This window comes from Clostridium sp. HGF2 (assembly GCF_964240115.1).
GTDB classification, from domain to species: domain Bacteria; phylum Bacillota_I; class Bacilli_A; order Erysipelotrichales; family Erysipelotrichaceae; genus Clostridium_AQ; species Clostridium_AQ innocuum.
On record NZ_CAXSSO010000006.1, the window covers coordinates 136,361 to 163,340 of the forward strand.

Genomic DNA, 26,980 nt, shown 5'->3' on the forward strand with positions numbered 1-26,980 from the left:
ATTTTGTATACTTAAGAAAAAGAAGAGGAGTGATGGTATGCTGTATCTGATTGACAGCGGAAATGCACAGGAAATAGAAGAGGCTTTGATGCTGGGCGCAAGAGGTGTAACAGCCAACACAAGTATGTATCGCAAAAACGATATCCGTCTGCATGATTTTGTTAACGGCTATTCAAACAGGGAGCTTGATTTCCTAAGTGGAGAGGTCATCGGAACCTATGAGGAAATGCTGCAGCAGACAGAGGAGCTTCTTGCCCTATACAATGAGATCGTTATTAAAATCAATTTTTCAAAGGATGGTCTGCATCTTGCAGACACGCTGCATAAACGTGGAGTTAAAACGGCAATGACACTGATTTTCACCATGGGACAGGCTGTGGCAGCCATCAATGCCCATGTGGATTATCTGTTTTTCTTTATCGGAAGAAACGAGGAGTACGGAAGTGATGCCATGCGTATTCTCAGCAATATTCAGGAAATGATAGCAGCTAAGAGATATCCGGTGAAAACCGTTGCCGCATCCATCAAGAATCTGGCACAGCTGGAGAAGCTGGCAGCAATGAAGGTGGACTATGCCGCGATTCCATACACATTGTATATGAAATCACTGGAGCATCCGTTAACCGATAGCGGAGCACGTACCTTCGAGGATGATTTTTATCTACGATAAAGGAAATGTAGAAAATCCGTTTGTCTATCTACTATAAGAAGGACTGTCATCATATAGACACAGTCCTTTTCTTTGTTTCCTATCCGAATTTCAGTCTGCGTCTTCCCTTGCTACTTTATGCACCGATCACGCAGGCATGACGTATACTATCTGGCTATCTGCATTCAGAAATAGTTAGCCACCATTGCTATTTAACGGATTTCACAAATGCCTTCATCATCAGCATAGCAACGCAGGCCCCCGGATCTTTCAGCGAACGGCTCAGTTCTCCTCTGGTAGCCGCCCTGCCATGAACCGCCAGCATGGTAGCAGTATTTTCATAGCCTGCACATGCTGCCTCATATGCTTTTTGTGCGAAGCTTTCCAGGCTCTCATGGTTTTCTAGGCTGCTTCTCATACTCTGTACAGCAGGGTCAATACCATCAAGGAACGTTTTTTCGTTTATGTTTGCTTTTCCTCTGTGCATCACACCAGCTTCATATGCCTGAAAGAACTGTGCTATATGGTTCAGATCGAGCTCACAGACACCCTTTAACGCTTTCCCCGCCTGCATAAATCCACTTGCCATCAGGGTACCCATTGTAGAGGGTACGGCAACAGACATCGCTTTTCCTGCCATATATAATAGCTTGCCTGCATCTGTTTCATCGCTTTTGCGTACAGCCTCCGCAGCAGCCTGAAAACCGTCACTCATCGTTAAGCCGAGATCCCCGTCTCCCACGATACTATCCTGTTCAATTAAGAACTCTCTATTCTCCTGCATAACCTCTGCAAAACAGTTTAACAGGCTTTTTATATATTTAACATCCATATTAAATTCTCCTACCGCTGTTTAAAAAACGGGGTATTTGCCGGATAATCAATCAGCTCTGTAAGCTCTTCGTCAAGCTTCAGTAAGGATATGGATACTCCTGCCATTTCCAGTGAGGTTGCATATTCCCCCACATAATAGCGGTGAACAGCTATTCCTTTATCCATGAGAAGCTGATTGATTTTTCTCGTTACGATATATTGTTCATCCAGTGGAGTCGCCCCCAGACCATTTACAAGTACCGCAACACGATCGCCAGGTGCATAAGGACGATCTTCTATTATCTTATTCATCATCTCTTCTGTTATCTGATCAGCTGTTTCAATCTTTCCTCTGCGAATACCCGTTTCTCCATGAATTCCCATTCCGATTTCCATTTCATCCTCTTCGATATGAAAACCGGCATGCCCGACACGGGGGACGACACAGGATGTTAAAGCAACACCCAGCGTCCTTGTGTTCCAGCTTGCTTTTCTTGCAATGCGTGTCACAGTGTCAAGGCTCATCATTTTATCAGCAGCTGCTCCGGCACATTTATAAACAAAGAAAATACCCGCAACACCCCGCCTTGTTGTCTTCTCGTCCTGCGAAAGCGGTCCGATACTAGCGACGTCATCTGCACCAAGCACTGTTTCCACACGAATTCCATCCTCAAAATCCGCCATTTCTGCCGCCATATCAAAATTAAATATATCCCCATTGTAATTTCCGTAAATATAGAGAACTCCGGCACCTGAATCAATCTCTTTTGTGATTGCATGCATCTGTTCAGCGCTTGGAGACTGAAAGACATCGCCTACACTGCAGCCGTCCAGCATACCGTCACCTACATATCCCAGAAACAAAGGCAGATGTCCGCTTCCTCCACCGGTTGCGATTCCCACCTTCCCTGCTTTTTTTGTTTTGGTAACCAGACATTGCGGATCATCATTTACATATGTCAATTGATTTTGATGAGCGATATAGATCCCTTCCAGCATCTCCGATAGATACTTATTCGGGTCATTGATAATCTTTTTCATAATAGCCTCCGTTTGTAACATATTCTGTTGAGTTGATGCATTCTACCGTGTACCTTCCCTTATGATAGCCGATAATTGTCACACTGCAATTTCCAAACCTCACTTCATTCCTCAGACATTCTTCATAAACTTCCTTATCCGCAGTATGCAGAGCAGCCAGTATGGAAATTCCATGACTCACACATAGAATATTCCCATGTCCCCCTTTATTCTCTTCCAATATTTGTCTCATTGTCTGATGGATTCGCTGGCAGACATCCTCCAGATTTTCTCCACCGGCAGCCTTCCATGGAAACTGAATTCTCTGTAGATAGGTTTCACATCCGGCAAATGTATTGGCCTTGGTTTCAAAGGTACCGAAATTCATTTCCTTCAGACCCCTGCACATGGTTATCTCCATATTTCTTTTTCCCCGTATATAACAGGCAGTATCATAAGCGCGTTCACTTGTTGATGAATATATCTTCTCAAACGGTGTATTTGCCAGTCCTCTTCCCAAAGCCTTTCCCTGTGCGATTCCCTTTTCCGTCAACGGAGTATCCGACCATCCCTGCAGCGTATGCCATATATTGGATAGTGTTTCCCCATGGCGCACAAAATAGAAATACATCATATCACTGCTTCGGGAATTTGATTTCTTTTGGGTATTCCCATTTCTGTAATTCTTCCTGAGCGAATGATTTTGGTTCCTTGCCCTGTAAAACAGTAACTGCATTATAATAAAGCTGTGCCAGTTCCTCAATATAAGCGGCCTTCAAAAAGGCTTCATAAATATCCTGAGAATCAAAGGCTACAGCGCCATGACTTTCCATCAAAAAGCTTTCAGCTTCCATGCATGCATCAACCACACTGTTTGCCAGCTCCATCGTCCCCGGTCTTCCATAAGGCGCCACCGGCACGCGTCCCTTTGTAAGTCCCATATTTGCGACTTCATATACGATAGCAGGAATCGGCTTATTTAATAATGCAAACGTAGTTGCATACATAGAATGGGTATGTGCAATAGCATTCGCATCCTTTCTGGTCTTATAAATGGTAATGTGCATCAGCGATTCACTTGTCGGTTTTAAACCGGACAGGTTTTCAATTACATTGGCCTCCAAATCCATCACGATCATATCTCTTGGAGTCAGCAGCTCACGATCCACACTTGTCGGTGTAATAACAATATAGCCGCTTTTCACATCACGGGCTGAGAAATTCCCTGATTTATGCTTACATAATCCATCACGCTGTGCTCTTTTCGCAATCTCACATACATCTTTTTTTAAATTCTCTAACATACCTCGTACCTTTCTTTAGATATTATATCTAATATTTCCGAAATGGAGTCTGTAGACTTCATCCGATTAAAATCTTCTTCATTTTCTACGATATCAATCAGTGCATACAGCGCCTTTAAATGAATTTCACGATTTGGTGTTGCCATAACGACAACGATAACAGCTTCCATATAACCATTAAAGCAAATACTTTCCGGCAGCTTTAGAAGGGACATGCCCAATGCATTAACCCCCTCCTCTACACTTGCATGTGCCAGCAGCAGACCATCCGCAATCGTCCAGATCGGTTTATCATATTTGACGCTGTAAATCATATTCTCTATATATTTCGTTGTAATACAGCCATTTCTCAGCAATGGTTCCGATGCAGTTTGAATAGCTTCCATCCAGGTTAGTTCATGCTCTGCTATATGCACGGTTTCCGGTGTTAACAGATCATGAAGATTGTTTGTGTCCATTTGATGGCAATGCTCTGTCAGAACCATTTCCTGCGTGGTTTCACCAAGATAGCTTTTTAATGCCGTCAACAGTCCTTTACGGTCCTTTACATCCACATATTTACCAATAACATGAAGTAGACTTGCTGAGTTAACCTCATAAATAGTTTTATTCAAAAGCTCGTTGAACACCTTTTTGCGAAGATTATGCAAATCGTTATCATCCATAATCGGCTTTACCAGAAATTGTGGTACCGCTGTATCAAGATGAACGGTAGCAAATACAACATCATATTCCTTATGGTATTCGTAAAACTGCCGTGAGGATAAAGAACAAAGAAATTCAAGCTCAGGGAATGCCTCCTTCAGCTTCAGAAACAGAAAATTGGAAATGGAAATACCATTGGTACAAACGACAATAGCTCTTCTTTTTTTCTCAAGAAAATCCAGTGTTCCTTCCTTTGTCATCCACCCGCCAAACAGGATGGTGATATACGCCATTTCCTCTTGCGGAATAAGAATATGGAACATCTCCTCAAACGGCACCATTGCATGTCTTGTGATTTCAAATAGATAGGAATGATGAGGAAGTATCATATTGAGAATATTGCCTTCGATATGATACTGATAGCGTATTCTGTAAAGGGCCGGTTTCAGATGCTGAATCAGAGCATCCAGCAGGGCCTTACGATCCTGAAAACGAATACAGACGAGATTTTCAAAATTCTCAAGTGTCTTCTCTGCCGCTTCCGCCAGTTCCTTTTCAAATTTCTTACTGCGGCTGTCTTCAAAATTAACACTTGATATCTGAAACTGTGATACCAGATATAATTTATCCATTGTATTCTGGATATCATATTTAGCGAAGATATTCATAATAGAGCCATATTCACTGGTACCTGCAATATGCTGATAATCCTCCGGAAGCACATCCAAAAATTTCTGAGCCTCGATTCGAATAAGAATGAAATATAGGATAAAGGGAATCTCCCGTATCCGTTCATCGGTATAACGTACTTTCAAGGTTTTTTCTACTTCCTCTACATCGGCACAAAGCATCCGGATCCGTTCCTCATCAATTTCAAGTATGGAAAGCAGAATAGATTCTCCGCTCAGCAACGGCAGGATGCTTTGAATCATGCGAATCATCAACGTACGCTTTTCATATTCCTTGCCAACCAGATAATATCCCTTGGAACGATCATACCATAGCTTCAAATCGAATTCCTGTAAAATCACCGTCTGCAGTTTTTTCAAATCATTCAAAACCGTATTCTTGCTAATCCTCAGGATCGAGGTGAAATGGTTAATACTGAGCTCCTCTTTATGCTGCAAGAGAATCAGGGCAATCAAGTAAAGACGCTCTTTTTCTATAAATACATACGCACCTTCATCAAAGGTGAACTGATTTGTTTTATAGGAATTGATAACATTATGGGGTATGATAAATTTCCCCGTCCGCATTCTTCCGATTTCTTCAAATCCATTTTCCTTCAGATAAAAATTTATCTTCGCTAAAGAATAACTAAGCTGTTTTCGTGACAATCCTGCTTCTTTTTCCAGTTGAGAACCACTGATCGTCGGATTATTTACAAGCAGTTTTAAAATATTCAAGCCTCTTTCATCCAACGACATTGCGATTCCTCCTTATAAATAACGTGATCAGCAGGGCAGCATCATCCTCTACTGATCCGCACAGCTTTCTCAAATTTCATTTTATAGTGATTGCCGGTGTATCAACAGGAAAATCCAGCAATTCTTTAAATTCTTCCTTCATACGCATCACCGTCAGCGCAGCTCCACTCATCTCCAACGAGGTTACATAATCACCTACAAAGGAGCGATAGACTGAAATATCGCGTTCTGTAAAATAATTCTCTATCTCATCATAAAGAACATAAAGCTCCATAATTGGCGTTCCGCCCAGCCCGGATACGATGACAGATATTTCTTCTCCATGCTTCAGCTTTAAATCTGCTTCTATTTTCTCACAGAGTACCGCGGCGATTTCTATTGCGCTTTTCAATGATTCTACAATCAGCCCGGGCTCACCATGATGTCCGATACCATATTCCATGGTACCTTCCTGAATCTCAAAATTAGCATGACCGACAGCAGGTATTGAGCAGGGGGTCAGCCCTACACACAAGCTTCTGGTTTCATTTACAGCAGCCTGTGCTGCATCGATCACTTCATCCAGCGTACCGCCAAGCTCTGCCTTTGCACACCCGATTTTCCACATGAACAGACTTCCTGCAATTCCATGACGCTTCTCTTTTTCATCCAACGGTGCGCTTGCAATATCATCATTGGCCGTAACATAGCGTACATTTACCTGCTGCATTGCCGCCATTTGTACTGCCATTTTCACATTCATATTATCGCCGGCATAATTGCCAAACAGACAGGCAACGCCTGCACCGGTATCAGCCTCTAAAAATGCCTGATGAAACGCAGTGGCAGGGGGAGAAGAAAATACTTCTCCTACTGCTACAGCATCCAGCATGTGTTCGCCGACATAACCAAGAAAACATGGCTCATGACCGCTTCCCCCTCCACTTACGATTCCTACCTTATGCTTCCTTTGCCGGTTTTTCACAACTACATGATCGTTCTTTTCACTGATATGAAGGATATCCTTATGACATTTCACATACCCCTTTAACATATCATCTACAATCATGTCCGGATCGTTAACAAATCGCTGCATCTCCAGTCTCCTTTCGTGAAGCTTTTTCCAACGCTATTATCGTTGAGCAGAATGTCTGCAGAATCAGGCAGCAGGAGGTTGCCCCTGCATCCTGATGACCGATTGATTTTTCTTTCAGACGTGATGCTCTGCCTAATTTAGCCTGCATATCACAGGTCGCCTGCATCCCCTCTTCTGCAGCCTGTGAGCAGGCTGTAAGAGCAGCGCATGTATCCTGTGTTTTTTCAAAGACTGATGCATACGCTGAAACAGCAGGAGCAAGGACATCTACCAATGTTTTATCTCCTGGCTTAGCCGGTGAGATCATCTGAATATTGTCATAGGCCTGCTTCAGCATCTTTTCAATGATTGCACCGTTAATGTATTCTGCATTTCCCAATGCGGCCTGCATTCCCATAAAAATTGAACCGTAGAGAGGCCCCATGGATCCTCCTATTTTTTCCATAAGCACACAGGAAAGCGTGCACAGCGCTTCACTTAATGTCTCGTTTTTTTCCACCTGTGACTTTGCGATCGTTACTCCTTTATTCATATTGATACCATGATCGCCATCACCGATTGCACCATCTATTTCACTTAGGTAATCCTTATGCTTTTGTATTGTATCTATGATATTCAATACGATAAGCTTACCTTCTTTATTAGTAAAAGACATGCCTACTCACCTGCTGCTTTTGCATTACCATCCTTCGCCTCGGCAAGCTTGTTTTCTTTGCTTAATGCGCGGTAGTAGAATGCATAGCAGGTAACCCATACAAACAATACGATAATCGGAATCCAGTTGCCGTTGATCACATCAAATACCTGTGAAATTGCATACGTGAATACCGGCCCGTCAATCGAGGAATTGGAAATCATTTCGCCGGCCTTCAATGCTACCGCACCGGTTGTGTTTGCAAGGTCTGTGATAAAGGGAGCAAATGCAGTACCTACCCACAGGAACGCAGGAACTCCAAGTGTGCATAAAATAAGCATTCTCGGAAGATTTCCCTTTGTTACAAGATAAGCAGGAACAGCAAGTGCTATATTGATGATTCCTGCAAACGGCAGTATCGCATTACCCGGTAAAAGCATTGCACAGATCAAGGTTACCGGAACAGACCAGATGACTGCCAGCCATATTTCATTGGAACCGCCAAGGAAAGGCCAGTCAAGACCGACAAGCAGTGTTCTTCCCTTGAATTTTTTATTCATAAAGTCAGATACCGCTTCACTGATTGGTGACAGCGCCTGCATAAAATATTTTGTGATGACCGGGAACAGTGTTAAGGCTGCGGCACACTGAATAGCAAGCGTCAGTGTTTCTGCGACAGGATATTGAGCAAGCAAACCGAAGATAACGCCCAGAACAAACCCCAATACATGATTCTCAGCAAAGATACCAACTTTATCCTTTAATGCAGCCGCATCAAATTTTTTGTTAAATGCAGGTATCTTTTTCAACAGGCAGTCAATCGGATACATCAACGCTCCAAACAGGACCATCTTATGTGTACAGGTTACGCCTGGAATACCGGATAATTCTTCAATTCTGCGCTGGTGCACATCCGCTGTTTTTAATTCAAATACAATCTGTATGGCGGCTACCAGAAATGCCAGCGGTACGCTGCCGGTAATTGCCACAACGCCAACCGCTGTAAAAATTTTACCCCAGACATTCCATAAGTCCGCATTGAATGTATTTGTTTTTTTAATAACCAGCATGATTATATTGATGACAATCATGAGTGGAAACATTAGGAACGCATATGGCCAGGACCAAGAAATGGTTGACATTGTGGTCCAGCCACCATCTACGATTGGCAGAGATATCCCTGTATTTTTCAGCATCGCTTCCGCAGCCGGTGAAATTGCCCCCGTCATAAAATTGATCAGCATCGTCATCCCGGTAAACGCTACCCCGAGTGTAATACCTGCGGATATTGCATCCTTCAATTTCATTCTAACAATCAAACCGGCAATGATAATGATAATAGGAACAAAGATTGCTGCGCCTAAGCTTAATAGATAATTAACAACATCTGATAAAATTTCCATTATATTTCCCTTCTTTCTCTTCCTTCAAAGTTCTATTTTCCGTTGTTTATTGCCTCAATCAATTTACTCAGTTCCGCATCCTGATTCATGCCTGTCAAAAATGCGATTCCGTTGATTACAGGGATTGGGTATTCCTTTGTGACCTTTGTTATTGTGATATATGCTGCAGCATCTACAAGGTAACGGTCTACCGATTTTAAATCTACGGCATCTACCTTTGCATCAACGTTTTTTTCCTTCAGCAAACGATTTACCTTTGATGCCACTGTTTGACTTGTAGCTACTCCGCTTCCGCAAGCCACGATTACTTTTTTCATAATGTTCTCCTTCTACCTGTTTTTTATGATTTTGATAAGTTCTTGAAACGCTTCTTCTTTATGCTCTCCTGAGAGAAAAGCAAGTCCGTTAACAGTAGGAATTCCATAATCCATATGACTATTTGTAATATCGATATAGGCAAGAGCTCCATGAAGCTCTCTTTGTAAAGAGCGCAGGTTCACTGCCTCCACCCTGACATTGGTGATATTCTCTTTTTCCAGCATGCGATTGATACGAAAAGCCACTGTTTGAGAGGTTGCAACCCCATTCCCACAAGCAACGATTACTTTTTTCATTAGAGTCCTTCCATTTGCTTCACTATTTCCAGAAATTCTTCCTTTGTTGCGGCCTTCAGCAAGCTTTCCATCGTGTCCTCGTTCTGAAAGTTCTGCAGCAGCAGCTGTAGAATTTCCACATGTCCCTCTTCTCTTTTAAAGCCCAGAAGAAACACAATTTGTACCGAAAGGATGCTGTCATTGTTCGCCATTTCACACCAGCTGATTGCATTTTTCAAACGAACAGGTGCAATAAACTGCTTCACGATGTTGATGGGATCGGAATGCGGTATTGCAACCGGATAAGGCTTTACCGGCAATGCGGTAGGATAATCCTGTTCCCGTTTTTTTATGGCTGATAGAAATTGTTCTGTTACATAGCCCAGATCCTTAGCCTTTTTGCTCATGACTTCAAAAAACTCATCTGTACTTCTCACATCTAAATCAAGTTCACAAAGCTCATCACAGATCAATGTATCATTCATCTTATCAAACCTCCTTTTGTTAAAGGAAAATCATATTTGCGCGCAAGCTCTTCCTTACAAAATAAGTATATTTTATAGAAACCGTTTTCACAAGAATTGTTAGGTACTATGTTTGGATATACATTTGCACATCACTATGATGAGCATTCACGTTGTGCAAAAAATAAAACGATTCTCTTTGAATGAGATACCAGCAAGTACGAAAGTACATTCACCGGCAATGATGAAATGCCGGCACATAGCTTTTAATTGGAAATTTACAGGAAGTCTATATTCTGAATAGATAAAAGCAATAGGACATGCGTGTGAAACATAAAAGAGCCACGCATTAGCCCATACCTTATGAGGATATTAAAAAAAGCAGATATATCCGATTCGACGTATCTGCTTTAAGTAAATCTCTGTTTATTTATGGATCAAAGGCTTCCCCGGCACCTCATGGCAATGACGGCATCTTGCCTCGTACTGCTCACTTGCTCCCACCAGAATGATTGGATCATCGTAGCGGGCGGCTCTGCCGTCAATCAGCCGCTGGCTTCTTGTGGCAGGTGCTCCGCATATTGTACACACCGCTGTCAGTTTTGTAACGAATTCCGCATGTGTAAACAGCTGCGGCATGACACTGAACGGCTCCCCGCGAAAATCCATGTCCAGCCCGGCAACCATGACACGCTTTCCATGATCTGCAAAATAATCGCATATCTCTACAATCTCTGCATCGAAAAACTGTACCTCATCGATTGCAATTACATCATAGCTGTCATCTATGTAATCAAAAATCTCATGTGCACGGTTTATCACAAAGCTTTTTGCCGTGCTTCCGCAATGCGATACAACACATTCCTCACTGTAGCGATCGTCGATTTTCGGTTTAAATACGGCGATTTTCTTTTTCGCATATTCCAGTACCTTGATCCGGCGAATCAGCTCCTCTGTCTTTCCTGCAAACATACAGCCGGATATTACCTCCAGCCATCCTTCCTTATACTGCTGATACATAACGACACTCCTCACTAACATTACGATTTGTATTATATCATAAAGTGATTCCGGTATGTGCAATTTACATCTGTTACTTAACTTTCATTTTCTTTCATCCTATATCTCAGCTTTTAGGTAAACCTTTATCCACTTCCTGTAATTCAGAAAATATAATACCTGTGAACTACCGCCAGCTATAGAGCAAGCGGCTTCTAATGGATGCCTGCGCATTCATCAAAACATTTTGTGCGTGTTCAGATACACGTAACTGGTACGTTCACAGTACCTCTACTCCATCGCTCTCGCTTTGGCATACATGGATATACTTTTCGTATGATATTGCTTGCTCCATTGATATCGGCATTCATTAGAATGCCGTTTTTACTTCTGTACAATCCTCGCTTGATTCTTTTCCCTGTGAAGGTATGCGTTACATCATTTCCATAGACTGGTATTTGATCCTCGTCAATGGAACTAGCCTTCGATTGTATTGCTTCTTCACAGACTACGACTCTGATTCCTGCCGCTTCTCCTTTATATTTGATCATTTCGATCAGCGTATGAAACGGTATCTGCACAAATGTCTGATTGTTCTTCTTCCCCATATGGATACGCTTCTTCCAACCCGCATTATTTCCTACGACGATAACTTCGATTCCTTCCTCCACACATAGATCTATTATTTTTCTTGATGCTTTGTGCAGGATATCCTTTACACGTCGATTTCGCTTTTCGCTGATACGTTTCATTCGTTTTGTTTGATGGATCCCTTTGCTATCCTTCTTTCCAGTTCTTAGCAGTGAGCGATAATGTGCAATCTGTTTGTTATAGAATTGATTGACTGCCTTTATTTCATTTCCTTTTATCAGCACAGGGTGGTGCCCACTCGTAAACGCAATTGCTGTCAGATTATCGACACCAATATCTATACCGGCTACTCTGGTTGCCTCATGGATTGTAATTGTCGGTTCCTTGATTTCTATCTCGCATACGATTTCAAGCTTGATAGTATCTCCATTGGGAATCAGACGTACTTCCTTCAGCTTCTGTTCATGCAGGTCCATCTTACCAAGATCATATCGGTCACGTACACACCCTGCCTGCAGCATTGCCTTAGGAAACTTTACATACCAACCATGTTTGTCTTTTCTCAGTTTGCATATTTGATTGGTAAAGATCAAGGGTTTATAACCGTCTTTATCTGCATATCGAGGGATATGAGGGATTGCTTCATATTTGTCTGGATGTGCTTTGTAATCCGCTAAAGCAGCAAAAAAGCTTTTCCAGTCACAATACAGCATATGCAATACGTTCTGATTTGCTTGCGCAGGAAGAGCACGGTAATCGATCTGGTCACGCAATTTAAAAAAACCATCCAGATGCTGCATGGAAACAAAGCGATGTTCATGATCAATGATGTGGAATGGTGTGCTATGATGCTTTTGACGTATGACATTCAATTCATCAACGACACCATTGAGTTCTTCCAGGACCTGTATCTCATGTGGAAAGCGATCCTCATTTGATTTGATGGAAGCACTGTACGCATTTCTTATATAGAACGAAGCAACGTTGTACAGATTTTTAGCACGATGTGTAAGAGCAGAAAAGCCGGGGGTTTTGCGGGTGATTAGCAGATAGGATACTAGAATATGTGCGATATGATTTCATGAAGGAAAACCTCCTTTTGTTGACATCATTATACCACGAACGCGAGAAAAATTTAAGAAACGATTCGTGAAAAATAGAAAGAAAACAAGGATGAATAGAAATATGGCTGCATTCACGCCCGCAGGGTATACAGAGTATCCCCCACCTGTTCATCGACCACTGAGGTGGGGGTATTCTGCCTGCTTTTTAGATAAAAGAAAAGAGGCATATGCCCCTTTTCCACTGTAGTTGTTATTTAAGTCCGTATTTTTTGTTGAATTTTTCAATACGTCCCTGTGCAGCAGCGAATCTCTGACGTCCTGTATAGAAAGGATGGCAGTTTGAACAAGTATCAACACGCAGCTCTTTGCTGGTTGAACCAGTTTCAAATTCAGCTCCACAAGAAGTACATTTTACCATAATACGGTGGTACTCTGGATGAATTCCTTTTTTCATTTTAACTCTCCTTCCGCCTTAAACCTCAGGTGGGTTTAAAGTAAGTGCTATACAATTATAGCAATAAGTTTCTGCGAAAGCAATAGGTTTTTAGTAAATTCACATAAGAAATACATGAAATATTTCGTGTGAGACATTGCGAATCGCAGGACCATCAGATGATTTTCATTTACTGTTTGAAAATAAAAAATCGTATTGCATATTGCTAAGGAAATCCTTTAAAAGCAATGCCAGTATAGTTAAATTCCTTTTAACGTGAAAAATAACAAATTTTATCAATCATTCGTGGATTTTTTAGGAATTTGACAGATTCCATACGTATAGAAGGGAGTAAGGAACCCTTACAGAATGGAGGACATATAAATGTCAAATGCAAGGAATCAACTCAACTACAGTAACGATCTATTTTTTAAGTACGCCCTTTCCCGTGAGGATGAAGGCTCTGTGTACGCCCGCAACACCATCATTGAACGTGTTACCGGAATCAAGGTAAAGGAAAGCACCGTCCTCAATCCGAATCTGGATCCGGGCATCATCGGAAAGAAGCGCATCATTCTGGATGTGCATGTAAAGGATGAACAAAATCGTCATTTCAATATCGAGATGCAGACGACCTGTAGGGGAATAGCGGAAATGATGCGCTTTGAATTTTACGGTGCCAGAGCGTTGAACAATCAGCTGAAAAGCGGTGAGTTTTATGATCAATTAAAGCCGGTTTATCAAATTATCTTCATTGATGAGTATGCATGGAACAACAGAAATCTGATCAATCAGTATCAGATGCGCAATGAGCAGGGAGAGAATGAAAGCTACTATCCACTCATCCTTCGCACCTTTGTTCATATGCCGGCAATTAATGACATCGTAAAGGAGAAGGAAATGCAGAGGCTGAATGACTTTGAACAGCTGGTATACCTGTTTGAAAATAATGAAAAAAATGATATACTGAAGTCAAAGGAAAGGCTGGTGAAGGTATTCATGGACAAGTACGAGGAAATGCGGAAGGATGATGAGCTGTGGTCAACCGCAATGGCGATTCAAATGGGAGAAGCACGTTACCGCAACGGCTTGCGTGACAGCTTTGAAGAGGGAAAAGCTGCCGGAAAAATGGAAGGAAAGATAGAAGGTAAGCTGGAAGGAGAGAGGCAGCTCTTACACAGACAGATGCAAATCAAGTTTCATGAGGATTGCGCAATGTGGCTACAGGCATTAACTGAGGAACAAATGCATATAGTATCCACATTGGTTCTGGAATGTGATACCTTCGAGTCTGTAAAAAAACGAATAAGCAAGTCCGACACGACGATATAAGCTGTCATTTGTAAGCAACGCCTTTTAACACCTCTCCATACATACATTGTGTGTTACTGTTTTAGATGTACAACGCAAAAAGGCTCTCTGCACACATAAGTGCTGAGAGCCTTTTGCTTACTATAAGAGGTATCGCAATCCCCTTGCGAATTGTGTACTCTATTATGCAATAGAACCCCTTTCATCCAACAGCAAAGCCTTCCTTTTGTGGTAAAAGAATGACTTTTTTTCTTCATACTTTCTATGAACAACAAGAAAGATTTTCTTACTTTCAGCTCATTTCTCAATGCTGCATAACAGAGAATTTTTCCGTATGCTTCAGCTCTTCCATCAGCTTTTGTAGATAGTCCTTATTCTTTTTATTCATTTTTAGTGTATAGTTTCGAGAAACCTGAAAGTTATCCTGCTTGATATAGGAAATGCTGATATAAAACGCATTATCATAAAAGTACTCCTTCACACTCCTAGTACTGACTTCCTTTTGCACATCCAGCAGATCTTTCATGGATTCCTCATCCTGAACAGAAGTACCATATCCATCATAATATTCTTTATTCTTCGCATCATAGAACTGCATAGCGGAATCATTTTCAATAGAAGATGAATTCACATCAATATTTACACGCTTCATATCTGTCAGCGATGGAAATTCCTTTACCATCCCCAGCCCTTTTGTCTGCGTATACATATAGCTAAAGCCGAAAGTTCCGATATAAAGCAATGCAAATACGATTACGTGAAGCTTTTTTATCTGTATCTTTCGATTGGAGAAGAATATCATACAAAAATATGCAACCAGTATAATCAGGCTGGGAACAACGACACCGCCATTGATATTCATGACGAATAAAACCATACAGAAGGTGATAACCGTGATAATCACCGGGTATCCGAATAAGGTAACAGTTCGCTGCTCTGCATCCTCAGGCTTTCTATCCACAAAGGATTTCCAGCCAAACCAGAAGCATAGCACACCGATGACTCCCCAATATAGAAAGTACAGCCAGTTAAATGCGTTTATCAGAGTATCAATTCTATGCATTTCCGACGCCATGGAAGCTATCATATTAAATAGAAAGGCATAAATTGTGCTCGGCATGGAAAGCAGCATCTGGATCATTCCCATATTGATAAATTCACTTGGTGATGCGCCGATATCTCCAAGAATTGTCGTTATCTGATTACTAAAGAAAATCGTCGCGGAAAGCATGACAATAAACGGCATGACAACGTAAGCACCGTTGACAAGAATACTGTCAATCAGATTGTTGCATTTCACGCTTAAAAAGGTGAAAATGGAATACTGAATCAAAAGCAGGATGGATAAACCGAGAAAGAAGATTAACGGTATCAGCATATAGAGCGGTCTCTCCCGATATCCGAGCCCCAGCATTATAAAGTAGCCCAGAAGATAGTTCATCAGCAACGGGACCAGTACGACAAGCAGCCCGCTGATATAGTTGTATAGAAACAGATGCTTTCTTTGTATCGGTAAAGAGAAGTACATCTCATGACTTCTTTTCTTATACAAATAGCGAAAATTATATATTGGTAACAAATATGACAGGATACAGCCTCCAGCACAGGTTGCCGCTCCCAGAGCAATGAAGCCCATATAGAAGGTATCCAGTGAATACGGGTCGCGCGGCAGTCCCATATAATTAAAGGTAAAGAATGGCATTATCAGAAACAGAATGATAAAAACCAGTATCAACAGCCGTTTATTGCTGTTTACATAATAGCGCAGATAGGCCTTAAAATCATTCATCATAAACACCATACCCCTTCTTTTCCATTTCATAGATGAAGACCTCCTCCAGATTGACATTCAGCACTTCCATCATCAGAGGGTCCATCGTATTCAAATAATTTTTAATTTTTTCAATATCTCCCTTAACAACCAGATTCACTACACGCGACTGCACATGCATCGACAGCAAATCCAGTGCCTTAAAATCATCTTCACGTTTTTCTTCTTTAAACGCAAGCTGAATCTTGTGGATATTTTCCTTCGTTTCATCCACATAGCCGGCAGTTCGAATCGTATTATCCTCCAAGATACCGAATGTATCGCAAATATCCTCCAGCTCACGCAGATTATGACTGGATATGATTACAGTCATTTCCTTTTCCTCGATCATTTTACTGATTGCCCGTTTAAAGGTCAGCCGCATCACCGGATCCAGACCGTCAAATGCCTCGTCAAGAAACAGATATTTTGGTGAAATTGCAAGTGCCAGAACGATAAAGGACTGACGCTTCATACCCTTGGAGAAATTCTTCAGTGTCTTATTTTCATCCAGCTTAAAGATAGCACGATATTTCTCGTAGATTTCATCATTGAGATTTGGATACCATACACGGTAAAATTCCTTCATATCCTTTAACGTGGCATTAAAGAAATAAAACGGATCATCACTGATCAACAGAATATCACGTTTCACTTTGGGATTATCAAATACCCTTTCATCATCAATACAGATACATCCCAGATCCGGCTTCATAATACCGGCCATGATTTTCAGAAGTGTGGATTTACCTGAACCATTGGGACCGATCAGACCAAAAACACTGCCGCTGTGAATATCCAGGTTTACATCCATCAGCACGGTCTTTTCTTTAAATTTCTTTGTCAGTGACCTGATTTTAAGCATGATCCTTTCCCTCCTCATATACGGAATCCACCACTTTATAGAGCGCTTCCTTTTCGATATGATGCTGCTTCATATCAAGAACTGTTCCCTTAAAGTCCTTCAGCTTTTCTTCCTGTATCAGCTTATCGGATTCATTGTCTGCCACAAAGCATCCCTTTCCTTTCTCCGAATAAATATATCCATGCTCCTCCAGCTCCTGATAGGCTTTGGCAACCGTGTTGGGGTTTACACCAATCTGTGAAGCCATGGCACGGACAGAGGGAAGTTTGTCGTTTGGTGACAGAATACCAATTGTGATAAACTCCAGTATTTGCTTTTTCAGCTGTTCAAATATCGGAAGTTTGCTTTGCGTGTCAATTACAAACATCAATTGCACCTCCAGTGTATTAGTGTACTAACTACAGCAATACACTATCATGGTATTCGTATTCTGTCAATAACAACTATATCGGATATCTGTTTTCTCAAACTATTTATGACTATACCGGTTACCATAGGACCAAATGAATATGAAGAAAAAGGTCCGGACAATCTGAATTCAGATCATGTCCAAACCTTACGTTCGGTATAAGCTGTATAGCGGATATACAGTAAACAGAGTGTGAATTTCCATAAAAACAGCTGTTATTTATTCTGCTTTTCCTCTTTTTCAAGCTTTCCTTCCCGATTGCGCACAATCACCGTACCAATCGGCTCGTCAAGAAACGGGATGATTTCAGGATCATAATTGCATATGGTATTTAAAGCGAAAACCTGCGTATGTTCAATATCATCAATATACTCCTGTGTTTCATCTCCGGCGAAGATTCTCCAGCCGCTGTCCGGATTGTCTTTGGAGGGCTCCTCGCGTACCATATAACAGATGGCATCCTGATCTATGCTGACACGATCCGTCACAAAGCAGCCCAACGTGCTGTCAATCAGCTTTTTCCCTTCTTTAATGCCCGGGAAATACTTCTTTCCCTCCAGCCAGGAATAGCGGTTCCATACATTGGTACGATTTTCAAAAAACAGCTTTTCAATCGCCTGCAGCTCATTTTGAAACATCATACTTCCATAATCGTTGTTCATCCCGGAGCTGCGGAACATGAAATAACACCCTCCGCACAGATAACTGAGCGCATATTCCTCCCAGCTGTCAAACTGCCGGAATGCACGGGTTCCGATATCCTGCAGCATCATGTCCGCCGTTTCCCGATCCAGAATGTCCACTGCATAGCATTCCCGTATCATGCGGACACATTCTCCATAATCAAAGCCGGCAAAGCCCTGTTCCTTCAGGAACGGGTAAAACTGCTTCGCAAAGGTTTTGCAGCCCTCAAAGAACAGCCTTGCTTTTTCATCCAGCTCTTCCAAATCGAACTGAGGCTCATCCCTCCAGAAGCCCAGAAACTGCTCGTACTGCCATTGCACATTATCATTCAAAAAGGCTTTGATTGCCCTGATTGCACTCTCTTTATCGGTGATTTCAAACTGTTCCTTCAGATGCTTTCGCAATGCCTCACGGTTGATGTTTTCACCTACCTCAAGCGTTACCAGATCGTATCCGTTTAAAATTGAAGGTATTCCGGACAACAGAATTTCAAATTCTTTTCTTTGTATAGCGACCTTGCCCTCAAGGCGTTTGGTCTTCATCTTTTTTTCCAGCTGATGCAGCAGCTTGATATAGGTAATTTTTTTCTGTGACATATCCTTCGTCTCCTTGTATGATCAATATCACTATTATACAACAGTTTACCCGGTAGGGAAACGACGGATGTATAAGATTATCTTCGTATTCAGCTTAGCCTCTGCATGAATACGAAATCGTTCTGAATTTGAATATGAATAAGCCCATTGCCGCTTTCCATATCTTTCTATCAAAGCATCTGAATTATGATTTATTGCCCTATGGGAATAGAAGGGTTGCACATTCTGCGATAAGTGCAGCAATACAGAGGGCATCCAATATGTAAAATATCAAAATGATCACCTTGAGCAGCGTCATATTACGCAGCAGCGCAACCAGATGTGTTGTCAGTGAATACGGATGATCTGTAGTTTGCAGTGATAAAATTTCCGTATAGTCGCCGGGATTCCACTCCTTAGACTGCCGGATATGAAACAATATGTCATCCACCTGCATCTGATTTTTAAGTAAAGCATCCTTGGATATCATAAGCTGTTCCTTTTTCTGTTCCAGCAGAATCAACAGCTGTTCCCGATCCATGACTCCCTGCTGAAGCTTTGTGATTTCCTCTAGACTTAGGCCCAGTACCTTCCATGCAAGGATACATTTCAGTTTTTTCTTTGCTGCTTCATCATACACACGAATGCGCCCTGATAACCGCTGGGCTTCAAAAGATCAATCTGATCATAATACTGTAGTGTCCGTACACTGATATTGCAGGAATCCGCAAGCTCACGTATGGTAATCATTACAGAATTCCTCCCTTCTCCAGCCATGCAAACACCAGTACAATTACAAGAATCGCACAAAACAGCCGTGTGGAAATAACCGCATGCTGATAGGTCTTTCTGCTGCATCGATAGTTATAAATCTGATAGATGGAATTCCACTTCCAGATCAGCATCCCCTCCATACAATCATCGTCATGCTGTTCATCCGATACCGCTGCAGTGATATCAAATTCCTCATGCTGCCGGATCGCATGTATAACATTGTTTACAGCCCTCAGCTGTTCCTGCTTTTCCTCCAGCTTTTGATTCAGCTGCTTTTTATGTGTCATAAGCAGCTCCTTCAAACATTTTTCACTGCTGCCATGCAACAGCTGCTGAATCTGTTCCAGAGAAAACCCAAGTCCACGATAATAGCTGATACATTGCAGCCGCACTACATCTTCTTTATTATACATTCGATTTCCCTGTATCCTTTCCGGATGCAGGAGTCCTTTTTCCTCATACAGACGAATCGCTTTTCTGCTTAAATGACAGCGTTCGCACACCTCATGAATCTGATACATATTCTTCACCTCTTCCCCTATTGTAGGCTATTCCCCTGCGTCACCCGCAAGAGTTTTCAAAGAAAAAACCGCCATGTTTGCGGTTATCGTATTCCTATACCATCCTGCTTCTGTTTATATTGGGAATAGCGCAGAAACAACAGCTCTGCCAATACAAAATACAGATTTGCCGCCTCATGAAGTATATGATTGCCAATCATCACCTGTGAGGTTGTGATATAGATGCTTTTCGTGCATTTATGAGCGAGCTCATTATTTTTCAGTCGCGTCATGGATATCGTTTTGATGCTTCTTAGACGAAGCTGAGAAGCAAACTCATTGATCAGCTCCCCTTCTCCGCGCAGGGAAATCAGAATCACAACATCATCACGGTTCAAGAAGGGCAGAACCATTTCCGTTTCCTTTTCACCGGATAGAACATAGACAAATTCTCCGCAATATAAAAACATACGCTGCAGCTCCCTTGCCACAGAATCCTGCAAGGCTCCTGTTCCATATACGAATATGCGTCCGGAGTGATACAGCATTTCACAGATATCCGTGAAATCACGCTCCCGCAGCTCATCAATGGCATATTTGCTTGTATCACATACATGCTCAATCAGATGCTCATCAATCACCATATCCCCGGATGGCCGGTTTTCCCAGCTCAGATATACCTTCAATTCACTGTATCCCTTCAGCGACAGCTTCTGGGCAAAGCGCAGGATCGTCGTTTTGGAAACATGGCAGCGCTGTGCAAGCTCAACGATAGACAGATTCTGACATTCCTTTCGATGCGCCTGTATATAGTCCCAAATGTACAGGTCATTGGAGGACAGCTCCTTATAATGCTGATTGACTAGCTCTGCAAGTTTCATGATCCTTCACCTCATTCTCTACGATTATATCATGAATTCCATCATAAACCAGCAATTCTGAAAAAGATCACAGCATTCCCACGCAGTTACAGCAAAAAACACCCGTATGCATAAGCGTATGCAACCACGGGTGTTCTCTTCTATAATCTATAACATAAGTTTCAGATTCTTATTTTAATTCCGGCCAGTAATCCTTATTCGCCTCGATCAGATCATCCAGAATCGCTTTTGCGACGCTTGCACTTGGTACCATGCGGCTCAGCGTCAGTGCCTGCCACAGCTTCTGATAGCTCTGTTCCGCCCATGCTTCCACAACCAGCTTTTCCACAGCGACCTGCTGTTCCATCAATCCCTTCTGGAACCGTGGAATATCCCCGATGCACAGCGCCTGCGGTCCATCGCTTCCCACCAGACAAGGCACCTCAACCATTGCAGTCGGGTCAAAGTTTTGTACAGCACCGTTGTTTTCCACAATCAGCAGCATTTTTTCCTTCGTATTGTATGCCAGTGCACATGCCAGATCGACAATATAGGATGCATGCTCATCAATATGCAGATCCGCTCCCTCACTGCTCTGTGCCTCTGCGATCTTGCGGCATTCTCCGAATACAAATTTCTCACGACCGTCCATGACCTGATTGGCACGGGTATAGGCAGGATCGGTATGTTCCACTACATAATCCGGATAGAAGTAATATTTCAGGTAGGTGTTCGGCAGGGTATCCGGATCCAGTGCATAGACATCCCTTGCCTTTTGGAAGGTATCCGTCCAGCTGTCATCCGTGTGCTGATACATCTGTGCTTCCACACAGTATCCCTTTTCTTTGATATGTTCCTTTAACGCAGGCATCAGATCATTTCCCGCATGATCCTTAATACTCGTCCACCATCCGAAATGGTTCAGTCCGTAATAGGAGATGTCCATATCCTTTCTGGAATCCAGATGCAGGATTTCCGCCATATGACGTTCAATGCCGATTGGCATATCACAGATATTGAGAATACGAGAATCCGGGCGCAGCTTTCTTGTCGCCTCCGCTACGATTGCAGCAGGATTGGAATAGTTCAGCATCCATGCCTGCGGTGAATATTTCTCCATATAGTCAACCAGCTCCAGCATCGCACCGATGGAACGCATACCGTAAGCAATTCCTCCAGGTCCACAGGTTTCCTGTCCGACGACATTATATTTCATCGGTATTTTCTCATCCAGCTCCCGCATGGCATATTTTCCCGCACGAATATGTGCCATGACGAAGTCTACATCCGTAAAGGCTGTTTCCGGATCGATAGTTGCCAGAAAGCTGATCTCCGGATTCCGCTCACGAATCAGGACCTCGCATGCATCCGCAACAATTTTCTGACGCTCTGCATCATTGTCATAGAACTTGATTGAACGAAGTGGAAAGCGGTCCAGATGGCTCAGCAGCATCAAAACGATGCCCGGTGTATAGGTGCTTCCTCCTCCTGCAATCAGTATTGAAAATTTCTTCATATCAGTATCCTCCTTTATCAGCCTTTGTTAAGGGCTGTCGTAATAAACTATACTCGTTATTCTCTTCCAAGCAGAAGCTCTGCCTGTTCTCTTACCTTTGGTACATCCAGACCGATGATGACCTGAATGGAGGTGCCGTTTTTCACAAGGCTGATTGCCCCGTATTTCTTAAACTCTTCCAGGCTCTGTACCGCCTTTTCATCCTTAACAAGCAGACGCAGGCGTGTCGCACAGTTGCTGATTTCCAGAATGTTATCTCCACCGCCAAGGGCAGCTATAATGCCTTTCACATCAAAACGGTCACTGCCAAAGCTTTGTTTCTCATCCTTTAATGCCTTGTACTCATCCTTTGTCAGCAGCTTGGTATCTTCATCCACCGCTTCCCTTCCCGGTGTTGCATAATTGAATTTCAGAATCATGAATTTGAATACAAAGTAGTAAATTGCGGTAAAGGCAATACCGATGACAAGCATCCAGACATACATCATTTCATGATTTTTAAACAGTGGTATCAGATTCAGGAAGATGATGTTGGGAATACCCTGACCGAAGTTTCCTATGACCCCGAACAGCAGCATGACCACCGCAAGCAGTGCGGACAGTACTGAATAGACAACGTACAGCACAGGCGCCACAAACAGGAAGGTGAATTCCAGCGGCTCAGTAATCCCGGTCATCATCGCGGTCAGACAAGCTGGCACCATCAGTGCGACAACCATCTTCCGTTTTTCAGGATGTGCCGTTTTATAGAAGGCAAGGGCAACACCGATGACACCAAAGATTTTCGCAAGCTCTCCGTTGGAGAAGCCGCCAAGTGGATACAGCTCAATCAGCGGCTTGGAGGAGTTGACGAAATCCGGCAGATGCTGTGCCCAGTAGGATATCGTACCACCATCCACAATGACGTTATCAAACAGAACCGGTGCATAGATAAAGTGATGAACACCGAATGGCAGCAGCAGCTTCTGTAACAGATTATATGTGAACAGACCGGCAGCACCACTCGCCTTGAAGAAGCCCTGCAGACCCAATAAAGCGGATTGAACATGCGGCCATACAAGTGCAATGAGGATTGCGACAGGAATCATGACGAAGAAGCCGATCATGACAACAAAGGCAGACCCCTTGAAGACACCGAGATAATCCGGAAGCTCCTTGTCATAAAATTTATTGTGCAGATAAATGGCAATACCCGCAATCAGGATAGCTCCAATCATTCCGGTATCCAGCGTTTTGATACCGGCGATCATGGCAAGTCCACTGGTACCTCCCACCTCCGCGGCAAAGTCAAAGCCCAGTGAAGAACCGAACTGGTTTAAAAATTCACTGACAAAGTAGTTGAACGTGATATAGATCACAAAGGTTTCCATGCACGCTCTGGCATTCTGCTTTTTCGCAAGCGCAATCGGCAGGGAAACAGCGAACAGTACTGGCAGCTGATTGAATACCGTATTCGCACCGGCACTGATCATTGCCCAGAATTTGTACCATATAGACTCCGGATTCGCCAGATCCCCCATGATCTGCGGATTCATACAGGTCGTCGCAAGACCGACCATGATTCCGGCAAAGGCAAACAGCAGCACCGGTGTAAACATGGCCCCTCCAAATTTTTGAATCTTCTGTTTCATAACATCCTCCAATTCTCCCAATTACATGTAAAGGTTTTCATTAACACCGCTATTGTATCGTAAAAGGCTTACCATCCACAAGCAATCCGGTTCGTTTCGTTCCAAGGTGGCAGAAGTAGGAATTTTTCCCTTTTTACAGGAAATTTCCCAGAGAATCGTTTATGGGTCAGACGGTTATGGAGTGGCACCGGCAGCTATTGATGTTTACAGCGATTTTCATATCACACAGGTATATGAAAAACCGCAGATGATTTCTGCGGTTTTTCATAGATTCCCTATGTATTCGTATACTGATTATCTGCTTTTTGGAAATACGTGGCGCATCGCCTTGTATCCAACACCAACCAGAAAGGCAGTGGCAAGCAGAACGGACATCGTTTTTTGTGTCATGCATTCAGCCTCCTTTTGTTAATAACAGTATATCGTAGAATACTTATCCATACCATACGATTTCCTTACCCTTCCCTTACAGTTTTGTCATGCTTTTTCTTAACGTTTACGAAACATGTGGTTTCTTATGTCATTTCACTTCGGATAAGATGAAGAGACTGTCTGCTTGCTATCCTCCTGCAAAATACAAATCTGTGAAAAATAAAATTTCAGAAACAAATAATCACTACATCGTACCTACAATATCCGTATAGTATATGATTTCTTTTCCTAAAGCTCTTGCGAATTCAATTTCACCTTGTGTGCTGCTTCCTATGTAATGATCATTATCCACAACAAGGATTGCATCGGAGATACGTATCCTTTCCTTATGCATGTTACCAAGCAGCTCCCTTTCTTCTCTTGTATACACAGCTATATCTGAATTTGTCGGATATACAATACTTAACATACAATTTCCCTGCAATGTCATTTCCTCTGTGATTTTCATAATCTCGTCCCTGAATTTCAAACTCCCACATACCGTGATGATTTTCATGTTTTTCTCCTCGTTTTCGTTTTCATAAACTCTGCATTAAATGCTTTGCATTCCATATTCTTATTTTGTTTTTTAACTCATCTTAACTGCAGAAATCTGTTTAATTACTGTTATTATATTATATCGATATATTCATTATATAACAATATCTGTTGTTTCAATAATGGTTACATAGGATGATCAGATACAATCTTTTGATGAATATCCAATTTGGGTATTCTTTGACCGATTTACTTTCGGGACATGAAGTGGTATCATACATAATAAAGAGGAAAAGGAGCACAGATTATGAACATACTTGTTATCAACGGAAGTCCGCATGTGAAAGGCACTTCTGCACTACTGATGGATGAGTTTATACGGGGAGCACAGGAAAAAGGACATGAAATCCATGTGTTTCATGCTGCCAGAGAAGATGTCCATCCATGCATTGCCTGTGATACATGCCGTAAGACTGGTAACGGATGCGTGTTTAAGGATGGAATGGAAAAGCTGAATCCAATGCTTGAGGATGCAGAGCTGGTTGTATTTGTAACACCATTGTATTATTTTGGAATGAGTGCACAGATCAAAGCCGTATTCGACCGCTTCTATGCGAACAATACTGCATTACGGGAACAGCAGAAAAAAACCATCGTATTAGCTACCTGCGGCGATACGGAGGACTGGACATTTGATGCATTAAAGCACCACTTTGAAGATGCTTTCCGCTATATGCGGTGGACATGCATCGGCAGTGTATATGCATTGGGAATGTATGTCAGAGAGGATATTGAGCAATCTGATTATCCGAAAGAGGCGTACGAGCTGGGACGCAGCTTATAAAGATTTAAAAGGGTGAACACCATATAAAAATGGGTTACCCTTTTTTATATGATGTTTTGAATTATGCAACATCAAAATAAATATGTAAGTAGAGATTAACGAAACATTTAAAGAACGATTACAATGAATTAGCCTTGCATCTTTATTTGATCTAGCACCGTTTTATTTAATTGCTCCTCGAATTGCTGTATCCTTTTCATCATTGTTTCACAGGGTATGGATTCACCATAAATCATATTGCTCATCGCCTTATAATCCTTTCCAATATATGCGATAGCATTTTCCTTCGGTACCAGTTTGCAGTCGCCTTGTAATACTAAATCATATCGTGCCCAATTACATGGATAAAACTTCTTTTTGAAGGATACCACTCCAGACGGACAAATATTCCATGCATACTTCTCAGCAAGCTTTTCTGCCATAGCATTTGCCGAAGGATATCCATATTCATGTAAAACATTACTGTAGTATGGGATAGTATAATATCCACTGATAAGCCGGTATATTTTATTACTGCTGTATAGTCTGTGAAGAGGTATTTTAACTGCATCCGAATTGCTTATATCATAGAAATCACTGTTTGTGAAAATAGTGCCTTTGGGGGAGTTTTTCATCCGTTCTTCCATTTTCATCATAAGATTTTCTCCCACAACACATCACTCCTTGTTACAAACATGCTTTTAGTAACAAAATTACAATAGGTATTGTATAAAAATGATATCTTTGAACATTATGCAGATATTATCAATTCAAACCTGTGAATGACTGTCCATCATTTTTCGAGTTAAGTATTGAGTTATCGAAAAAAGTGGAAATTAAAGAAATTAAAAATTTCGATATGTTGTTCCTAAGTATGTCAAGTCTAATTTATCTATACGGATAATACACAAAAAAGTTCTTCTTTTGAGAAAAGAGGATTTTTTAAAATTAGGATATTTTCGGCCTTTTGTGATAATTCATTAATGTACTTTGTGCTTTTTCGTTAATGTATTTTGCGGTATTTCATTAAAGTGACTTGTGCTTTAGCTATTCCTGTTGCTTATGACAGCTATAAGTGAAATACACATCCTCCATTTCACAGTAATCCGGCAAAGCGATATGCAATTCCATACCCTCTGAAAGAAATACCATTCCATCACGGTAAAAAAATCCCGGTCTCCATATGTACGCATACAAAA

General features: G+C 42.0%; 29 protein-coding genes. 3 read left to right on the forward strand and 26 right to left on the reverse strand.

The genetic code is table 11. The annotated features are described in order from the left end of the window. Positions 1-37: 37 nt before the first annotated feature. Positions 38-670, forward strand: coding sequence for a transaldolase family protein (locus tag ACESPQ_RS11885; RefSeq protein ID WP_044904035.1), 633 nt, complete (start codon positions 38-40; stop codon positions 668-670). A gap of 187 nt (positions 671-857) precedes the next feature. Here ACESPQ_RS11885 and ACESPQ_RS11890 read toward each other — a convergent pair whose 3' ends face one another. From ACESPQ_RS11890 to rpmE, 14 genes are all read right to left on the reverse strand, one after another. Continuing rightward, the gene (locus ACESPQ_RS11890) at positions 858-1,481 is read right to left on the reverse strand and encodes a dihydroxyacetone kinase subunit L (protein ID WP_002607032.1); all 624 of its coding nucleotides are present in this window, start codon (positions 1,479-1,481) and stop codon (positions 858-860) included. 11 nt (positions 1,482-1,492) lie between these two features. Beyond that, entirely contained in the window at positions 1,493-2,503 is a 1,011-nt protein-coding gene (locus tag ACESPQ_RS11895) for a dihydroxyacetone kinase subunit DhaK (protein WP_373144394.1), read from the reverse strand. Beyond that, the gene (locus ACESPQ_RS11900; RefSeq protein WP_373144395.1) at positions 2,484-3,116 is read right to left on the reverse strand and encodes a histidine phosphatase family protein; all 633 of its coding nucleotides are present in this window, start codon (positions 3,114-3,116) and stop codon (positions 2,484-2,486) included. Before ACESPQ_RS11900 ends, ACESPQ_RS11895 begins: the two co-directional genes overlap by 20 nt. A 1-nt stretch (position 3,117) precedes the next feature. Continuing rightward, complete coding sequence (locus ACESPQ_RS11905; protein WP_002607029.1) at positions 3,118-3,786, reverse strand: class II aldolase/adducin family protein; 669 nt, start codon at positions 3,784-3,786, stop codon at positions 3,118-3,120. After that, positions 3,780-5,858, reverse strand: a complete 2,079-nt coding sequence (locus ACESPQ_RS11910; RefSeq protein ID WP_008818281.1) for a BglG family transcription antiterminator — start codon at positions 5,856-5,858, stop codon at positions 3,780-3,782. Before ACESPQ_RS11910 ends, ACESPQ_RS11905 begins: the two co-directional genes overlap by 7 nt. A gap of 76 nt (positions 5,859-5,934) precedes the next feature. Continuing rightward, entirely contained in the window at positions 5,935-6,933 is a 999-nt protein-coding gene (locus ACESPQ_RS11915) for a dihydroxyacetone kinase subunit DhaK (protein ID WP_002607027.1), read from the reverse strand. Beyond that, positions 6,917-7,588: a dihydroxyacetone kinase subunit DhaL gene (dhaL, locus tag ACESPQ_RS11920; RefSeq protein ID WP_002607026.1), complete on the reverse strand. Its 672-nt coding sequence runs from the start codon at positions 7,586-7,588 to the stop codon at positions 6,917-6,919. Before dhaL ends, ACESPQ_RS11915 begins: the two co-directional genes overlap by 17 nt. A 2-nt stretch (positions 7,589-7,590) precedes the next feature. After that, the gene (locus tag ACESPQ_RS11925) at positions 7,591-8,970 is read right to left on the reverse strand and encodes a PTS galactitol transporter subunit IIC (protein WP_109770587.1); all 1,380 of its coding nucleotides are present in this window, start codon (positions 8,968-8,970) and stop codon (positions 7,591-7,593) included. Between the two features lie 32 nt (positions 8,971-9,002). Beyond that, positions 9,003-9,287, reverse strand: coding sequence for a PTS sugar transporter subunit IIB (locus ACESPQ_RS11930; protein WP_002607024.1), 285 nt, complete (start codon positions 9,285-9,287; stop codon positions 9,003-9,005). Positions 9,288-9,299: 12 nt separating this feature from the next. Beyond that, positions 9,300-9,584 (reverse strand): PTS sugar transporter subunit IIB, encoded by a 285-nt coding sequence (locus tag ACESPQ_RS11935; protein WP_002607023.1) that lies wholly within the window; start codon positions 9,582-9,584, stop codon positions 9,300-9,302. After that, complete coding sequence (locus ACESPQ_RS11940; RefSeq protein WP_002607022.1) at positions 9,584-10,048, reverse strand: PTS sugar transporter subunit IIA; 465 nt, start codon at positions 10,046-10,048, stop codon at positions 9,584-9,586. The genes ACESPQ_RS11935 and ACESPQ_RS11940 overlap by 1 nt, the downstream gene beginning before the upstream one ends. A 405-nt stretch (positions 10,049-10,453) precedes the next feature. Continuing rightward, a complete protein-coding gene (locus ACESPQ_RS11945; protein ID WP_002607021.1) occupies positions 10,454-11,047 on the reverse strand; it encodes a thymidine kinase in 594 nt (197 codons plus the stop codon). A 236-nt stretch (positions 11,048-11,283) separates the two neighbouring features. Continuing rightward, positions 11,284-12,489 carry an RNA-guided endonuclease InsQ/TnpB family protein gene (locus ACESPQ_RS11950; protein ID WP_373144396.1) on the reverse strand — a complete coding sequence of 402 codons (1,206 nt, stop codon included), beginning with the start codon at positions 12,487-12,489 and terminating at the stop codon, positions 11,284-11,286. A gap of 442 nt (positions 12,490-12,931) precedes the next feature. Beyond that, positions 12,932-13,135 (reverse strand): 50S ribosomal protein L31, encoded by a 204-nt coding sequence (gene rpmE / locus ACESPQ_RS11955; RefSeq protein WP_002607019.1) that lies wholly within the window; start codon positions 13,133-13,135, stop codon positions 12,932-12,934. A 363-nt stretch (positions 13,136-13,498) separates the two neighbouring features. On the opposite strand from rpmE, the gene ACESPQ_RS11960 reads away from it, so the two are divergent. Then, positions 13,499-14,446, forward strand: a complete 948-nt coding sequence (locus ACESPQ_RS11960; RefSeq protein ID WP_002607018.1) for a PD-(D/E)XK nuclease family transposase — start codon at positions 13,499-13,501, stop codon at positions 14,444-14,446. A 283-nt stretch (positions 14,447-14,729) separates the two neighbouring features. On the opposite strand, the gene ACESPQ_RS11965 is transcribed toward ACESPQ_RS11960, so the two are convergent. The 11 genes from ACESPQ_RS11965 to ACESPQ_RS12015 form a co-directional block, all read right to left on the reverse strand. Further along, positions 14,730-16,247: a hypothetical protein gene (locus tag ACESPQ_RS11965; RefSeq protein ID WP_002607017.1), complete on the reverse strand. Its 1,518-nt coding sequence runs from the start codon at positions 16,245-16,247 to the stop codon at positions 14,730-14,732. After that, positions 16,207-17,100, reverse strand: coding sequence for an ABC transporter ATP-binding protein (locus ACESPQ_RS11970; RefSeq protein WP_002607016.1), 894 nt, complete (start codon positions 17,098-17,100; stop codon positions 16,207-16,209). Before ACESPQ_RS11970 ends, ACESPQ_RS11965 begins: the two co-directional genes overlap by 41 nt. Next, on the reverse strand, positions 17,093-17,467 hold the full coding sequence (locus ACESPQ_RS11975; RefSeq protein ID WP_002607015.1) for a GntR family transcriptional regulator: 375 nt from the start codon (positions 17,465-17,467) through the stop codon (positions 17,093-17,095). Before ACESPQ_RS11975 ends, ACESPQ_RS11970 begins: the two co-directional genes overlap by 8 nt. Before the next feature lie 257 nt (positions 17,468-17,724). After that, positions 17,725-18,789 carry an immunity protein Imm33 domain-containing protein gene (locus ACESPQ_RS11980; RefSeq protein ID WP_257270993.1) on the reverse strand — a complete coding sequence of 355 codons (1,065 nt, stop codon included), beginning with the start codon at positions 18,787-18,789 and terminating at the stop codon, positions 17,725-17,727. 199 nt (positions 18,790-18,988) lie between these two features. Further along, on the reverse strand, positions 18,989-19,408 hold the full coding sequence (locus ACESPQ_RS11985; RefSeq protein ID WP_373144397.1) for a MerR family transcriptional regulator: 420 nt from the start codon (positions 19,406-19,408) through the stop codon (positions 18,989-18,991). Next, entirely contained in the window at positions 19,378-19,518 is a 141-nt protein-coding gene (locus tag ACESPQ_RS11990) for a MerR family DNA-binding transcriptional regulator (protein WP_373144398.1), read from the reverse strand. Before ACESPQ_RS11990 ends, ACESPQ_RS11985 begins: the two co-directional genes overlap by 31 nt. Further along, positions 19,518-20,063 carry a MerR family transcriptional regulator gene (locus ACESPQ_RS11995; protein ID WP_373144399.1) on the reverse strand — a complete coding sequence of 182 codons (546 nt, stop codon included), beginning with the start codon at positions 20,061-20,063 and terminating at the stop codon, positions 19,518-19,520. The genes ACESPQ_RS11990 and ACESPQ_RS11995 overlap by 1 nt, the downstream gene beginning before the upstream one ends. 83 nt (positions 20,064-20,146) lie before the next feature. Continuing rightward, complete coding sequence (locus ACESPQ_RS12000; RefSeq protein WP_118002446.1) at positions 20,147-20,923, reverse strand: MurR/RpiR family transcriptional regulator; 777 nt, start codon at positions 20,921-20,923, stop codon at positions 20,147-20,149. 169 nt (positions 20,924-21,092) lie between these two features. Further along, a complete protein-coding gene (locus ACESPQ_RS12005; protein ID WP_373144400.1) occupies positions 21,093-22,418 on the reverse strand; it encodes a 6-phospho-alpha-glucosidase in 1,326 nt (441 codons plus the stop codon). A 56-nt stretch (positions 22,419-22,474) separates the two neighbouring features. Continuing rightward, positions 22,475-24,049, reverse strand: a complete 1,575-nt coding sequence (locus tag ACESPQ_RS12010) for an alpha-glucoside-specific PTS transporter subunit IIBC (protein ID WP_109770579.1) — start codon at positions 24,047-24,049, stop codon at positions 22,475-22,477. A 616-nt stretch (positions 24,050-24,665) separates the two neighbouring features. After that, complete coding sequence (locus ACESPQ_RS12015; RefSeq protein WP_109770578.1) at positions 24,666-24,977, reverse strand: hypothetical protein; 312 nt, start codon at positions 24,975-24,977, stop codon at positions 24,666-24,668. A gap of 288 nt (positions 24,978-25,265) precedes the next feature. Between ACESPQ_RS12015 and ACESPQ_RS12020 the strand changes: the two genes are divergently transcribed. Next, positions 25,266-25,802, forward strand: a complete 537-nt coding sequence (locus ACESPQ_RS12020) for a flavodoxin family protein (protein ID WP_109770577.1) — start codon at positions 25,266-25,268, stop codon at positions 25,800-25,802. Positions 25,803-25,930: 128 nt separating this feature from the next. Here ACESPQ_RS12020 and ACESPQ_RS12025 read toward each other — a convergent pair whose 3' ends face one another. After that, positions 25,931-26,437 carry a DUF6088 family protein gene (locus tag ACESPQ_RS12025; RefSeq protein WP_373144401.1) on the reverse strand — a complete coding sequence of 169 codons (507 nt, stop codon included), beginning with the start codon at positions 26,435-26,437 and terminating at the stop codon, positions 25,931-25,933. Positions 26,438-26,980 lie beyond the last annotated feature (543 nt).